24 protein-coding genes are annotated in these 12,503 nt (G+C 35.4%); all 24 read right to left on the bottom strand.

Annotated features, from left to right (window positions below; translation table 11 throughout):
• Positions 1-3: 3 nt before the first annotated feature.
• Entirely contained in the window at positions 4-810 is an 807-nt protein-coding gene (locus MUA37_RS03570) for an energy-coupling factor transporter transmembrane component T family protein (RefSeq protein ID WP_002509250.1), read from the bottom strand.
• Complete coding sequence (locus MUA37_RS03565) at positions 800-1,663, bottom strand: energy-coupling factor transporter ATPase (RefSeq protein ID WP_002509251.1); 864 nt, start codon at positions 1,661-1,663, stop codon at positions 800-802. The genes MUA37_RS03570 and MUA37_RS03565 overlap by 11 nt, the downstream gene beginning before the upstream one ends.
• Positions 1,660-2,472: an energy-coupling factor transporter ATPase gene (locus MUA37_RS03560; protein WP_002509252.1), complete on the bottom strand. Its 813-nt coding sequence runs from the start codon at positions 2,470-2,472 to the stop codon at positions 1,660-1,662. Before MUA37_RS03560 ends, MUA37_RS03565 begins: the two co-directional genes overlap by 4 nt.
• Before the next feature lie 287 nt (positions 2,473-2,759).
• Complete coding sequence (gene rplQ / locus MUA37_RS03555; RefSeq protein ID WP_021458972.1) at positions 2,760-3,128, bottom strand: 50S ribosomal protein L17; 369 nt, start codon at positions 3,126-3,128, stop codon at positions 2,760-2,762.
• 19 nt (positions 3,129-3,147) lie between these two features.
• Positions 3,148-4,092: a DNA-directed RNA polymerase subunit alpha gene (locus MUA37_RS03550; RefSeq protein ID WP_002509254.1), complete on the bottom strand. Its 945-nt coding sequence runs from the start codon at positions 4,090-4,092 to the stop codon at positions 3,148-3,150.
• 75 nt (positions 4,093-4,167) lie between these two features.
• The gene (gene rpsK, locus MUA37_RS03545) at positions 4,168-4,557 is read right to left on the bottom strand and encodes a 30S ribosomal protein S11 (protein WP_002509255.1); all 390 of its coding nucleotides are present in this window, start codon (positions 4,555-4,557) and stop codon (positions 4,168-4,170) included.
• Positions 4,558-4,580: 23 nt separating this feature from the next.
• Entirely contained in the window at positions 4,581-4,946 is a 366-nt protein-coding gene (gene rpsM, locus MUA37_RS03540; protein ID WP_002509256.1) for a 30S ribosomal protein S13, read from the bottom strand.
• Positions 4,947-4,968: 22 nt separating this feature from the next.
• The gene (rpmJ, locus tag MUA37_RS03535) at positions 4,969-5,082 is read right to left on the bottom strand and encodes a 50S ribosomal protein L36 (RefSeq protein WP_002509257.1); all 114 of its coding nucleotides are present in this window, start codon (positions 5,080-5,082) and stop codon (positions 4,969-4,971) included.
• 31 nt (positions 5,083-5,113) lie between these two features.
• Positions 5,114-5,332: a translation initiation factor IF-1 gene (gene infA, locus MUA37_RS03530; protein WP_001118443.1), complete on the bottom strand. Its 219-nt coding sequence runs from the start codon at positions 5,330-5,332 to the stop codon at positions 5,114-5,116.
• A gap of 201 nt (positions 5,333-5,533) precedes the next feature.
• Positions 5,534-6,184, bottom strand: coding sequence for an adenylate kinase (locus tag MUA37_RS03525; protein ID WP_002509258.1), 651 nt, complete (start codon positions 6,182-6,184; stop codon positions 5,534-5,536).
• Between the two features lie 17 nt (positions 6,185-6,201).
• Positions 6,202-7,494, bottom strand: coding sequence for a preprotein translocase subunit SecY (gene secY / locus MUA37_RS03520; protein WP_002509259.1), 1,293 nt, complete (start codon positions 7,492-7,494; stop codon positions 6,202-6,204).
• The gene (gene rplO / locus MUA37_RS03515) at positions 7,494-7,934 is read right to left on the bottom strand and encodes a 50S ribosomal protein L15 (RefSeq protein ID WP_002509260.1); all 441 of its coding nucleotides are present in this window, start codon (positions 7,932-7,934) and stop codon (positions 7,494-7,496) included. Before rplO ends, secY begins: the two co-directional genes overlap by 1 nt.
• Positions 7,935-7,950: 16 nt before the next feature.
• Positions 7,951-8,130 (bottom strand): 50S ribosomal protein L30, encoded by a 180-nt coding sequence (gene rpmD, locus MUA37_RS03510; RefSeq protein ID WP_002482630.1) that lies wholly within the window; start codon positions 8,128-8,130, stop codon positions 7,951-7,953.
• 15 nt (positions 8,131-8,145) lie between these two features.
• Complete coding sequence (gene rpsE, locus MUA37_RS03505; RefSeq protein WP_002509261.1) at positions 8,146-8,646, bottom strand: 30S ribosomal protein S5; 501 nt, start codon at positions 8,644-8,646, stop codon at positions 8,146-8,148.
• 20 nt (positions 8,647-8,666) lie between these two features.
• Complete coding sequence (rplR, locus tag MUA37_RS03500) at positions 8,667-9,029, bottom strand: 50S ribosomal protein L18 (protein ID WP_002509262.1); 363 nt, start codon at positions 9,027-9,029, stop codon at positions 8,667-8,669.
• Between the two features lie 31 nt (positions 9,030-9,060).
• The gene (gene rplF, locus MUA37_RS03495; RefSeq protein ID WP_002509263.1) at positions 9,061-9,597 is read right to left on the bottom strand and encodes a 50S ribosomal protein L6; all 537 of its coding nucleotides are present in this window, start codon (positions 9,595-9,597) and stop codon (positions 9,061-9,063) included.
• Between the two features lie 24 nt (positions 9,598-9,621).
• Positions 9,622-10,020: a 30S ribosomal protein S8 gene (rpsH, locus tag MUA37_RS03490; RefSeq protein WP_002509264.1), complete on the bottom strand. Its 399-nt coding sequence runs from the start codon at positions 10,018-10,020 to the stop codon at positions 9,622-9,624.
• 30 nt (positions 10,021-10,050) lie between these two features.
• Positions 10,051-10,236 carry a type Z 30S ribosomal protein S14 gene (locus MUA37_RS03485; protein WP_002482625.1) on the bottom strand — a complete coding sequence of 62 codons (186 nt, stop codon included), beginning with the start codon at positions 10,234-10,236 and terminating at the stop codon, positions 10,051-10,053.
• A gap of 22 nt (positions 10,237-10,258) precedes the next feature.
• Positions 10,259-10,798 carry a 50S ribosomal protein L5 gene (gene rplE / locus MUA37_RS03480; RefSeq protein WP_002509265.1) on the bottom strand — a complete coding sequence of 180 codons (540 nt, stop codon included), beginning with the start codon at positions 10,796-10,798 and terminating at the stop codon, positions 10,259-10,261.
• A gap of 25 nt (positions 10,799-10,823) precedes the next feature.
• Entirely contained in the window at positions 10,824-11,141 is a 318-nt protein-coding gene (gene rplX / locus MUA37_RS03475; protein WP_002509266.1) for a 50S ribosomal protein L24, read from the bottom strand.
• 39 nt (positions 11,142-11,180) lie between these two features.
• Positions 11,181-11,549 (bottom strand): 50S ribosomal protein L14, encoded by a 369-nt coding sequence (gene rplN / locus MUA37_RS03470; protein WP_002509267.1) that lies wholly within the window; start codon positions 11,547-11,549, stop codon positions 11,181-11,183.
• Positions 11,550-11,579: 30 nt separating this feature from the next.
• A complete protein-coding gene (rpsQ, locus tag MUA37_RS03465; RefSeq protein ID WP_002509268.1) occupies positions 11,580-11,843 on the bottom strand; it encodes a 30S ribosomal protein S17 in 264 nt (87 codons plus the stop codon).
• Positions 11,844-11,868: 25 nt separating this feature from the next.
• Positions 11,869-12,078 (bottom strand): 50S ribosomal protein L29, encoded by a 210-nt coding sequence (rpmC, locus tag MUA37_RS03460; RefSeq protein ID WP_002509269.1) that lies wholly within the window; start codon positions 12,076-12,078, stop codon positions 11,869-11,871.
• Positions 12,068-12,502 (bottom strand): 50S ribosomal protein L16, encoded by a 435-nt coding sequence (rplP, locus tag MUA37_RS03455; protein WP_002509270.1) that lies wholly within the window; start codon positions 12,500-12,502, stop codon positions 12,068-12,070. The genes rpmC and rplP overlap by 11 nt, the downstream gene beginning before the upstream one ends.
• Between the last annotated feature and the right edge of the window lies 1 nt (position 12,503).

Here is a 12,503-nt window from a genome sequence, read left to right as displayed (position 1 = left end):
GATTTACACTCCTAAATATTTCAACAAAATTAAAACAATTATAATGGGTATAATTGTTAATATAACTAATGTGTCAGTTTGCTTCCATTCTAGCTTGCGATAACTAGACCTAATAGCGTTAGTATCATAGCCTCTCACTTCCATAGCAATAGCCAAATCTTCGGCACGTTGAAATGCAGATATAAATAATGGAATTAGTAAAGGAATAAATGCCCGTACTCGATTCACTATACTGCCTGCGCTAATTTCAGACCCCCGTGATTTTTGTGATAAGATAATTTTATCTAGTTCAACCATTAACGTAGGTATAAATCTCAATGCAATCGACATCATCATACTTAATTGATGTACAGGTATCTTAATTAGTTTTAAGGGGGCTAATAATTTTTCAAAGGCATCTGTCAGATCTATAGGGCTTGTTGTGAGTGTCATAATTGTTGAAATCATCATAATAAACATCAGTCTCAAAACAATAAATATACCCTCTAAAATACCCTCTGTATCAATAGATATAAAGCCTATTTCAACTAACCGTGTGCCACCTTTAGTTAAAAATAAATGCATGATAAATGTGAATATGAGAAAAATCCAAATTGGTGTTAAACCTTTAATAAGATACCATAACTGTATCCTCGCAGCTTTTAAAATGGAAATAATTAATACAAATAACCATGCATATGTAGCAAATGAATGTGCCAGAAAAATTAAAATAATGAAGAGAAAGACAAATATTAATTTTGCTCTAGGATCTATATGATGAATAAAAGTATTAAGCGGCAAATATCTTCCAATAATAAACTTATCTTTCATTGTTTTGCCACTCCTTATACATTTTTACAAACGACTGTTCTGTTAATGCCAATTTATCAAAATGTATATTATGTTTCTGCTCAATATCTCTTTGTAATTGGACAATATCTGGTACTGCTAAATGTAATTGTTCAACATATGCTTTATCAGCAAATAACTCTTCTGGCGTACATGTGTGTACAATATGTCCTTGCCTCATTATCTTTACTTCTTCGACATAACGTGCAACGTCATTCATTTCGTGTGAAACTAAAATAATAGTTTTTTGTTCTTGTTGCTGTAAATGCTTAATTTTTTCCATAATTTGCTTGCGGCTTTGTGGATCTAATCCAGCAGTCGGTTCATCAAGAATAATAATATCAGGGTCCATTGCTAAAATAGCAGTCAATGCTATTTTGCGCATTTGACCACCTGACATTTGAAAGGGCGATTGTGACATCACTTCTCTTGTAAAACCAAAGTCTAACAATAATTGAAAGGCTTTGTGCTTAACTTTTTCAACATCCATGCCAAAATTTTTCGGTCCAAATGTTATCTCTCTCTCAATTGTATCTTCAAATAATTGAGATTCAGGAAATTGAAAAACCATACCTACATTTTTACGAATCGTACGTAAGTGCTTATCTTTGGTTTTACGCTGAATTGTTACTTCATTAAATTGCATTTTGCCAGATGTCGGTTTTAACAAACCATTAAAATGTTGAATTAAAGTAGATTTTCCGGAACCTGTTTGTCCAATTATCGCATAATATTTACCATCTTGGAATTCAGTCACTATATTATTAAGTGCTTGATACTCATACGGCGTTCCCTGTTGATAAATGAAATTAACGTGATTAAAATTAACAGTCATAGTTTATCCACCAATCCTTGATAAGTAACGTATTCTAAAGGATATCCTAATAGTTCATGTATGCGCATAGAAAATGGTAAATCGAGGCCAATATCTTTAAGCGCTGAACCTTGATTAAATATCTCCTCTGGGGAACCACTATGGAATACCGTCCCTTTATCTAACACTATTAAGTGATCCGCCTCCATAGCTTCAGACAAATCATGTGTGATTGAAATAATCGTTACTTCTTTTTCTGCGTTTACTTGTCTAATTAATTGATTCAAATATTGTCTTCCCTCAGGATCTAACATTGAAGTAGCCTCATCCAATACGATAACTTGCGCATTTAACGCTAAAACCCCTGCAATTGCTACACGTTGTTTTTGTCCACCAGATAATGATTGCGGCTCATTTTGAGCATACTCAGTCATATCTACTTCTGCCAATGCCTGTGGAACCACTTGATGCATTTCAGCATGTGAGATTCCTTGATTTTCTAACCCAAAGGCAACATCAAACTCAACTGTAGCACCAACAAATTGATTTTCTGGATTTTGAAAGACGATTCCTACATTTTGACGTACTTCCGTTGATAAATTTTCATTTACTACTTGGCCATCATATAATACCTCTCCACTAGTGGCCTTCTCAATACCTACCATTAATTTTGCAATAGTAGATTTGCCGGAACCATTATGTCCTACAATAGATGTCCACTTTCCTTTAGGAATAGAGAAGGAGACATCACTCAATGCTAAAGGTTCATCACTTTTATAGTTAAATGAAACATCGTTAAATTGTACTATAGGTGTTGATATGTCTCCCATTTAGACTCCTCCTAAAAGCTTTATATACCTGTTCTATTTTACATGATTTTATAGTCAATGTATATCTTCTGAATAGATTAGATGATTTACTTATATAAATAAAAAAAGCCATAGCTTACACTATAGCTTAAATAAAAAAGCGCGCACCCCATCAAATATTGAGTTCACGCTTTAAACATTATTTGGTTAGATGGGGTACTCTGAGCTAGACAATATTTGTATGTGGCAAACATTATCGTTGCACTCATTTGCTTTATACGTAGTAGCACGTATATTTTATATTAAAATTATACTAATTCGATAATTACTGATTCGGCACCGTCACCGCGACGTGGACCTGCTTTAAGAATGCGAGTGTAGCCACCTTGGCGCTCAGCATAACGTTCAGCAATTTCACCGAATAATTTTTGTACTGCAGTTTGCGTAGTTTCATCTTCGTTTAGAATTTCAACATTGCGCAAAGTTTTAATAGCATTACGACGAGAAGCTAAATCGCCTTTTTTACCTAAAGTGATCAATTTCTCTACAATACTACGTAGTTCTTTTGCACGTGCTTCTGTAGTTTCGATACGCTCACTAACGATAAGTGAAGTAGCTAAATCACGTAACATTGCTTTACGTTGATCAGAAGTACGACCTAATTTTCTGTAACCCATGAGTTGACCTCCTTTTTAATTAATCTTCTTTTCTTAAGCCTAAACCTAAATCTTCAAGTTTGTATTTCACTTCTTCTAAAGATTTACGACCTAAATTACGTACTTTCATCATATCAGCTTCAGATTTATCAGCTAATTCTTGAACAGAATTAATACCTGCACGTTTTAAACAATTGTATGAACGCACGGATAAGTCTAATTCTTCAATAGACATTTCTAGTACTTTTTCTTTTTGATCTTCTTCTTTTTCAATCATGATTTCAGCATTTTGTGCTTCATCAGTTAATCCAACAAAGATGTTTAAGTGTTCAGTCATTATCTTAGCAGCTAATGAAACTGATTCTTGTGGTGTAATAGATCCATTTGTCCACACATCTAATGTTAGTTTATCAAAATCACTACTTTGTCCTACACGTGTATTTTCTACTGTATAGTTTACACGCTCAACAGGTGAATAAAGTGAATCAACAGGAATTACTCCAATTGGTAAATCACTAGTGTTATTTTGTTCAGCTAATGCGTAACCTCTACCCTTATTTGCAACAAGACGGATTTTTAAATGACCACCTTTAGATACAGTTGCCAATTTAAGTTCAGGATTTAAAATCTCAACATCACTATCATGAGTAATGTCACTTGCAGTTACTTCGCCTTCATCTTTAACATCGATTTCTAGTGTTTTATCTTCTTCAGAATAGATTTTTAACGCTAATTTTTTAACGTTCATTATGATTGTAGAAACATCTTCAACCACATTATCTATTGCAGAAAACTCGTGAAGTACACCTTCAATTTCGATATATTTTACGGCTGCACCTGGTAATGAAGATAGTAGGATACGACGTAAGGAGTTTCCTAGTGTAGTACCATAGCCACGCTCTAGTGGTTCAACAACGAACTTACCGAATTTAGCATCTTCACTAATTTCAATTGTTTCAATTCTAGGTTTTTCGATTTCTATCATTTACAAATATCCTCCTTAAGTACGTCGACTAGATTAATACTGTATTTCTCAGTGACCTGCGACAATAACAATAAATTATACGCGACGACGTTTTGGTGGACGACAACCATTATGTGGTACTGGAGTAACGTCACGGATTGCAGTTACTTCTAAACCAGCTGATTGTAATGCACGGATAGCTGATTCACGGCCTGGTCCAGGTCCTTTTACTGTAACTTCTACAGATTTTAAACCATGTTCCATTGCTGATTTTGATGCAGTTTCAGCTGCCATTTGTGCTGCAAATGGAGTTGATTTTTTAGATCCTTTGAATCCAAGTGCACCTGCTGATGACCATGATAAAGCATTACCAAATTCATCAGTGATTGTTACGATTGTATTGTTGAATGTTGAACGGATGTGTGCCACACCATTTTCAATATTCTTTTTCACTCTACGTTTACGAGATACTTGTTTACGTGCCATTTAAAATTTGCCTCCTTTACCTATTATTTTTTCTTGTTAGCTACAGTTTTAACTGGGCCTTTACGAGTACGTGCGTTGTTTTTAGTTTTTTGTCCGCGCACTGGTAATCCACGACGGTGACGGATTCCACGATAAGATGAGATTTCCATTAAACGTTTGATGTTTAAGTTTTGCTCACGACGTAAGTCACCTTCTACTTTATAACTATCTACAACTTCACGGATACGACCTAATTCATCGTCTGTTAAGTCTTTTACGCGAGTATCTGCTGAAACATTAGCTTCTTCTACAATTTTTTGTGCTGTTGTAGTACCGATACCATATACGTAAGTTAAAGAAATAACAATACGCTTTTCACGTGGGATATCAATTCCTGCTATACGTGCCATATTTATTTACACCTCTCTTTTATTAACCTTGTTTTTGTTTGTGTTTTGGGTTTTCACAAATTACCATGACTTTACCTTTACGTTTAATGACTTTACATTTTTCGCAAATTGGTTTTACTGATGGTCTTACTTTCATTTTTATACCTCCCTATATTATGGAGTGACGATTATTTATAACGATAAGTAATTCTGCCGCGTGTTAAATCATACGGAGACATTTCTACTGTTACTTTGTCGCCAGGTAGAATACGAATATAATTCATTCTGATTTTACCACTTACGTGTGCCAAAATCTCGTGACCATTTTCTAATTCTACTTTAAACATAGCGTTTGGTAAAGTATCTAATACTGTACCTTCTAATTCGATTACATCTTGTTTAGCCATTTATTAACTTCCCCCTTTTTACTATAGTTGGTTATCGTGAACAATCAACTATAACCATACGTGTCTATCAGTGCGTGTTAATAAGTTCAACAAAAATAAAAGAATTACTTTCGCTATAGCTCACTCACATTTATTTTTTCAATACGTTAATACTTACTCAAACTATGATGACTGCAATACATAGACCGTACTAAGTTGATTCTACTTTAAGTCGTCTAAGATATTAATAACGTCAGAAGTAACTTCTTTAATATCTTTAGAACCGTCAATGTTTTCAAGTACACCTTTATCTTGATAGTAAGATAAAATTGGTTTAGATTGTTTTACATTAACGCTTAAACGATTTGCAACTGTTTCAGGGTTATCATCTTCACGTTGGTATAATTTACCACCATCAAGATCACAAACGCCATCTACTTTTGGAGGATTGAATACAAGATGATAAGTTGTACCGCATGTCTCACAAATTCTACGACCTGTAAGGCGGTTCATTAATTCTTCTTCAGGTACCTCTATATTGATAACTGCATCAATGCTTCTGCCTAGCTCTTGCATAATGTCATTTAAAGCTTCAGCTTGTTCAATAGTACGAGGAAAGCCATCTAATAAGAATCCTTTTTTTGCATCGTCTTCAGAAATTCTTTCTTTAACGATACCCACAGTAACTTCATCAGGAACTAATTCTCCACGATCCATGTACGATTTAGCTTCTTTTCCTAAATCTGTCTCATCTTTAATCGCTTTTCTGAACATGTCACCAGTAGATATGTGTGGAATCGGGAATTTCTTTACAATTTCACTCGCTTGAGTTCCTTTACCTGCTCCAGGTAAACCCATTAAAATGATATTCATAAGTGCCCTCCTACAATTTATCTACCACCAAAGCCTCTATATTCTTTTTGGCCCACTTGAGCTTCAAGACTTTTCATTGTTTCAATTGCTACACCAATTACAATTAAAAGACTCGTTCCGCCAACCTGAATAGATTGCGGTAAACTCATCACTTTAGTTGCAATTATCGGTAGAATTGCAATGACAGCTAAGAAGATTGATCCAACGAATGTTAATCGATAGAGTACTCTAGTAATATATTTTTTAGTTTGTTCTCCAGGTCTAATACCCGGAACGTAACTTCCTTGTTTCTTAAGGTTTTCTGCCATCTTTTCAGGATTAACCTGTACAAACGCATAGAAATACGTAAACGCAATAATTAGTACTACATATACGATCATTCCAATATTGTTAGATGGATTTGCTACATCTGATACTTTTTGTGCCCAATCAGCATCAGGGAAGAACAGTGTTAATGTTCTAGGTAGTAAAAAGAATGCCATTGCAAAGATAACTGGAATTACCCCTGCTGAATTGACTTTTAAAGGTAGATATGTTGCTTGTGAACCTAATCGTTGCGCTGTTTGTTTCTTCGCATATTGAATTGGTATTTTACGTACAGCTTGTAGTACGAAAATTGCACCAACCGTTAATAAAACCATTCCAACTAGTAATCCAATTACTTTTAACCAAGCCATAGTTACGTCATCTTGTCCGACGAATGCTTGTTGATAAAATTGAATTAATGATGATGGAAGCGTTGATAATATTCCTGCAAAGATAATAATTGAAATACCATTACCAACACCAAATTGCGTAATTTGCTCACCTAACCATATTAAAAATGCTGTTCCAGCTGTTAATACTACAGCAATTAATAAATAACTTGTAATCGATTGATCCATGATCAATTGACCTTTTAAGTAGTTATTAAATTGGAACGCCATCCCTATAGATTGGACGAACGCAAGTATTATTGCAAAATACCGTGTAAAATTATTCAATTTTTTCCTTCCAGCTTCACCTTGTTTTGCCCATTCAGTGAATTTAGGTACAATATCCATTTGTAACAACTGCATTACAATTGATGCAGTGATATATGGCATGATACCCATTGCAAAGATTGAAAAGTTCTTCAAGGCACCGCCACCAAACGTGTTTAACAAGTCAGTGACACCTTGAGAACCTTGTTGACTATCAAAGGCAGCTGGATTAACACCAGGTGCTGGAATATAAGTACCTATTTTGAATATAACTAACATTGCGAGTGTAAAAAAGATCTTGTTACGAACTTCTTTGGTTTTAAAGAAGCTCACAAGCGTTTGAATCATTAGATCACCTCGTGTGCTCCACCTTTAGCATCAATAGCATCTGCTGCAGAAGCAGAGAATTTATGAGCTTTTACTGTCAATTTCTTCTCTAGTGAACCGTTACCTAGTACTTTAATACCAGATTTTTCACTTTTAACTACGCCAGATTCTACTAATAAAGCTGGAGTTACTTCAGTACCTTCCTCAAATTTATTAAGTTGGTCTAAGTTAACAATAGCATATTCTTTACGATTAATGTTAGTGAAACCTCGTTTTGGTAAACGACGGAATAAAGGTAATTGTCCACCTTCGAAACCTGGTCTTACACTACCACCTGAACGCGCTTTTTGACCTTTTTGTCCACGTCCACTTGTTTTACCGTTGCCTGTAGCCGCTCCACGACCGACACGGTTACGTACTTTACGAGAACCTTCAGCTGGTTTTAACTCATGTAATTTCATTTCGGCACCTCCTTAATTATTTTTCTTCTACAGTCACTAAGTGACTTACTTTGTTGATTTGCCCACGGATAGCAGGGTTATCTTCAACAACTACTGAAGAATTAGTTTTTTTCAAACCTAAAGCTTCAACAGTTTTACGTTGTGTTTCCGGACGACCAATAACACTACGAGTGAGGGTAATTTGTAATTTAGCCATAACTCTATTCCCTCCTTAATTGTATAATTCTTCTACTGATTTGCCACGTAATTTCGCAACTTCTTCAGCATTTTTAAGATTTTGTAATCCATTAAGAGTGGCGCGAACCATATTAATTGGAGTATTAGATCCTAATGATTTACTTAAGATGTCAGTAATACCAGCTAACTCTAATACGGCACGAACTGGGCCACCTGCGATAACACCTGTACCAGGTGCAGCTGGTTTCATGAATACACTACCTGAACTGAAAGTTCCTGTAATTGTATGAGGTGTAGTACCTTCAACACGTGGAACTACAACTAAATCTTTTTTAGCTGCTTCAACAGCTTTTTTGATTGCTTCTGGAACCTCTTGTGCTTTACCTGTTCCAAAGCCAACGCGGCCATTCTTATCTCCCACTACTACTAAAGCAGTGAAACGGAAACGACGTCCACCTTTTACAACTTTTGCAACACGATTGATCGTTACAACGCGTTCTTCAAATTCTTTAGTTTCTTCTTCTCTACGAGCCATGTAATTGTCCCTCCTTTAAATTAAAATTCTAAACCGTTTTCGCGAGCTGCATCTGCCAATGCTTTAATACGTCCGTGGAATAAATATCCTCCACGATCGAATACTATTGTTGATACGCCTTTGTCGCTTGCTTTTTTAGCAATTGTTTCGCCTACTTTTGCTGATAATTCAACTTTTGAAGATTCTGCATTAGCAATTTCTTTATCTTGAGTTGAAGCTTGAGCTAAAGTTACACCTTTAACATCATCGATGATTTGTGCATAGATGTGTTTGTTTGAACGGTAAACGTTTAAACGAGGTTTTTCAGCTGTACCAGATAATTTAGTACGAACACGTGCATGTCTTTTCAAACGTACTTTGTTTTTATCAATTTTGCTGATCATTTCAATACTCCTTTCTGTAGAAAGTTATTTATTATTTACCAGTTTTACCTTCTTTACGGCGAACGTATTCACCTTGGTAACGGATACCTTTACCTTTGTATGGTTCTGGTGGTCTAGTTGAACGGATGTTAGAAGCATAAGCACCAACGCGTTCTTTAGAAATACCAGTTACAGTTACAGTTGTGTTTTTCTCAACAGTGAAAGTAATGCCATCTTCAGCTTTAATTTCTACTGGGTGAGAGTAACCAACGTTTAAAATTAAGTCATTACCTTGCATTTGTGCACGGTAACCAACACCAACAAGTTCAAGTGTTTTTGTGAAACCTTGAGAAACACCTTGGATCATATTGTTAATTAAAGCACGAGTTGTACCATGTACTGTTCTGTCATCTTTAGAATCAGTAGGTCTAACAACTTCTAAAGTAGTTTCATCTTGTTTGTATGTCATTCTTTCGTTTAAAGTTTTAGATAATTCGCCTTTTGGACCTTTAACAGTTACATTGTTACCTTCTATGCTAACTGTTACGTCGCTAGGGATGTCAATAATTTTTTTACCAACACGACTCATGTTATCGCACCTCCTTATTTATTATTACCAAATGTATGCTAAGATTTCTCCACCGATATTACGCTTTCTTGCTTCTTTGTCAGTGATAACACCTTCAGAAGTTGATACTAGAGCAATACCTAAACCGTTAAGTACTTTAGGTACTTCGTTAGCTTTAGCATAAACACGTAAACCTGGTTTAGAAATACGTTTTAATCCTGTGATAACACGTTCATTGTTTTGACCATATTTTAGGAATAAACGAATTACACCTTGTTTATCGTCTTCTACAAATTCAACGTTTTTTACGAAACCTTCACTTTTTAAGATTTCGGCAATTTCTTTTTTGATATTAGAAGCAGGGAATTCTAACTTTTCGTGACGAACCATGTTTGCGTTTCTTACACGAGTTAGCATATCTGCAATTGGATCTGTGATTGTCATTGATTGTTGCCTCCTTTCAGACTCTTTTAATTACCAGCTAGCTTTACGAACGCCAGGGATTTGGCCTTTATAAGCTAATTCACGGAAACAAATACGGCATAATTTGAATTTACGATATACAGAATGTGGACGACCACAGCGTTCACAACGAGTATATTCACGTACTTGGAACTTTTGTTTTTTTTGTTGCTTAGCAACCATTGAAGTTTTAGCCACTTAATTAGCCTCCTTTTAGAGATTATTTTTGAAATGGCATACCGAATTGTGTTAACAATTCACGAGCTTCCTCGTCAGTGTTAGCAGTAGTTACGATAACGATATCCATTCCACGTACTTTTGATACTTTGTCATAGTCAATTTCAGGGAAAATTAATTGTTCTTTAACACCTAATGTGTAGTTACCGCGACCATCGAATGCAGTTTTAGAAACACCGCGGAAGTCACGAACACGTGGTAATGATACAGCAATTAATTTATCTAAAAAGTCATACATTCTTTCGCCACGTAAAGTAACTTTAGCACCGATTGGCATACCTTCACGTAAACGGAATGTTGCAACTGATTTTTTAGCTTTTGTAACTAATGGTTTTTGACCAGTGATTTGTTCTAATTCTTCTACAGCGTTATCTAACACTTTAGAGTTTTGAACAGCGTCACCGACACCCATATTTACAACGATTTTTTCGATTTTTGGTACTTCCATTACTGAACTATAATTAAATTTCTTAACCAAGCTTTCAGCAACTTCTGTATTGAATTTTTCTTTTAAACGGTTCACAGTGGATCCTCCTTTCAACTAGTTATTAGTTATTAGATTTGATTTCTTCGCCTGATTTTTTAGCGATACGAACTTTTTTACCATCTTCGAATTTATATCCAACACGAGTAGGTTCATTCGTTTTTGGATCTAATAATTGTACGTTAGAAACATGGATAGCTGCCTCTGTTTCTAAGATTCCACCTTCAGGGTTAAATTGAGTTGGTTTTTGGTGTTTTTTGATAAAGTTGACACCTTCCACAACGACACGGTCTTTTTTAGGTTCAGTTGATAATACTTTACCTTCTTTACCTTTGTCTTTACCTGCGATAACTTTTACGTTGTCACCTTTTTTGATATGCATGTGTGGCACCTCCTTAAGCTTATATATTATAAAAGATTATTATAGTACTTCTGGAGCTAATGATACGATTTTCATGAAGCTACCTTCACGTAATTCACGAGCAACAGGACCGAAAATACGAGTACCACGTGGGCCTTTGTCGTCACGGATGATGACACATGCATTTTCATCAAATTTGATATATGAACCATCGTTACGACGTACGCCAGATTTTGTACGTACGATAACAGCTTTAACTACTTCGCCTTTTTTAACAACGCCACCTGGTGTAGCATTTTTAACAGAAGCAACGATTATGTCACCAATATTAGCTGTTTTACGACCAGATCCACCTAATACTTTGATTGTAAGAACTTCACGAGCACCAGAGTTATCTGCTACTTTTAAGCGACTTTCTTGTTGGATCATGAGTTAAACCTCCTTTATCTATAGTGTTTATTATATGATTACTGATTCTTCAACAATTTCGACTAAACGGAAACGTTTAGAAGCTGATAAAGGACGAGTTTCTTGAATCTTAACGATGTCCCCTAACTTAGCTGAGTTGTTTTCATCATGAGTTTTATATTTTTTAGAGTATTTTACTCGTTTACCGTATAATTTGTGTGTTTTGTATGTTTCTACAAGTACAGTTACAGTTTTGTCCATTTTATCTGAAACGACTCTACCTACATAAACTTTACGATCATTTCTTTCGCTCACTTTTGTAACCTCCTCTTTCAATTAATTATTGATTAGCTTTACCTTGTTCAATTTCTCTTTCACGAGCAACAGTTTTTAGACGGGCAATCGTTTTTCTGACTGTGCGAATACGTGCAGTTTCCTCTAATTGACCTGTAGCTAACTGAAAGCGTAGGTTAAAAAGCTCTTCTTTCGAAGATTTGATTTGTGCTTCAATCTCTGAAGTGGTTAAGTCTCTAATTTCCTTAGCTTTCATTTGTTTCACCACCCAATTCTTCACGTTTTACAAACTTAGTTTTAACTGGAAGTTTGTGACTTGCTAAACGTAATGCTTCACGCGCAACGTCTTCGTTAACGCCTGCAATTTCAAATAAAATTCTACCAGGTTTTGCTACTGCAACCCAGCCTTCTACAGCACCTTTACCAGCACCCATACGTACTTCTAAAGGTTTTTTCGTATATGGTGTATGAGGGAAGATTTTAATCCAAACTTTCCCGCCACGTTTCATGTAACGTGTCATTGCAATACGAGCTGATTCGATTTGACGAGATGTGATCCAAGAAGTTGTAGTTGCTTGTAAACCATACTCACCAAATGTTACATAGTTACCGCCTTTAGAACGACCAGTTGTTTTAGGACGATGTTGACGACGATATTTTACACGTTTTGGTAGTAACATT

It is taken from the genome of Staphylococcus arlettae (genome assembly GCF_025560845.1).
Classification (GTDB): Bacteria; Bacillota; Bacilli; order Staphylococcales; family Staphylococcaceae; genus Staphylococcus; species Staphylococcus arlettae.
This window is presented reverse-complemented; position numbering and strand designations above follow the sequence as displayed.

Excerpts from the sequence above, each read along its gene's own strand:
- MUA37_RS03565 (WP_002509251.1), bottom strand. The coding sequence starts at position 1,663 with ATGACTGTTAATTTTAATCACGTTAATTTCATTTATCAACAGGGAACG.
- rpsM (WP_002509256.1), bottom strand. The coding sequence starts at position 4,946 with ATGGCACGTATAGCAGGAATTGATATCCCACGTGAAAAGCGTATTGTT.
- rplN (WP_002509267.1), bottom strand. The coding sequence starts at position 11,549 with ATGATCCAACAAGAAAGTCGCTTAAAAGTAGCAGATAACTCTGGTGCT.
- infA (WP_001118443.1), bottom strand. The coding sequence starts at position 5,332 with ATGGCTAAACAAGATGTAATCGAATTAGAAGGTACAGTATTAGATACT.
- rpmJ (WP_002509257.1), bottom strand. The coding sequence starts at position 5,082 with ATGAAAGTAAGACCATCAGTAAAACCAATTTGCGAAAAATGTAAAGTC.
- MUA37_RS03560 (WP_002509252.1), bottom strand. The coding sequence starts at position 2,472 with ATGGGAGACATATCAACACCTATAGTACAATTTAACGATGTTTCATTT.
- rplF (WP_002509263.1), bottom strand. The coding sequence starts at position 9,597 with ATGAGTCGTGTTGGTAAAAAAATTATTGACATCCCTAGCGACGTAACA.
- rplX (WP_002509266.1), bottom strand. The coding sequence starts at position 11,141 with ATGCATATCAAAAAAGGTGACAACGTAAAAGTTATCGCAGGTAAAGAC.
- rplP (WP_002509270.1), bottom strand. The coding sequence starts at position 12,502 with ATGTTACTACCAAAACGTGTAAAATATCGTCGTCAACATCGTCCTAAA.
- rplR (WP_002509262.1), bottom strand. The coding sequence starts at position 9,029 with ATGATCAGCAAAATTGATAAAAACAAAGTACGTTTGAAAAGACATGCA.
- rpsE (WP_002509261.1), bottom strand. The coding sequence starts at position 8,646 with ATGGCTCGTAGAGAAGAAGAAACTAAAGAATTTGAAGAACGCGTTGTA.
- MUA37_RS03570 (WP_002509250.1), bottom strand. The coding sequence starts at position 810 with ATGAAAGATAAGTTTATTATTGGAAGATATTTGCCGCTTAATACTTTT.
- MUA37_RS03525 (WP_002509258.1), bottom strand. The coding sequence starts at position 6,184 with ATGAATATCATTTTAATGGGTTTACCTGGAGCAGGTAAAGGAACTCAA.
- MUA37_RS03550 (WP_002509254.1), bottom strand. The coding sequence starts at position 4,092 with ATGATAGAAATCGAAAAACCTAGAATTGAAACAATTGAAATTAGTGAA.
- rpmD (WP_002482630.1), bottom strand. The coding sequence starts at position 8,130 with ATGGCTAAATTACAAATTACCCTCACTCGTAGTGTTATTGGTCGTCCG.
- rpmC (WP_002509269.1), bottom strand. The coding sequence starts at position 12,078 with ATGAAAGCTAAGGAAATTAGAGACTTAACCACTTCAGAGATTGAAGCA.
- rplO (WP_002509260.1), bottom strand. The coding sequence starts at position 7,934 with ATGAAATTACATGAGTTAAAACCAGCTGAAGGTTCTCGTAAAGTACGT.
- secY (WP_002509259.1), bottom strand. The coding sequence starts at position 7,494 with ATGATTCAAACGCTTGTGAGCTTCTTTAAAACCAAAGAAGTTCGTAAC.
- rpsH (WP_002509264.1), bottom strand. The coding sequence starts at position 10,020 with ATGACAATCACAGATCCAATTGCAGATATGCTAACTCGTGTAAGAAAC.
- rplQ (WP_021458972.1), bottom strand. The coding sequence starts at position 3,128 with ATGGGTTACAGAAAATTAGGTCGTACTTCTGATCAACGTAAAGCAATG.
- rpsK (WP_002509255.1), bottom strand. The coding sequence starts at position 4,557 with ATGGCACGTAAACAAGTATCTCGTAAACGTAGAGTGAAAAAGAATATT.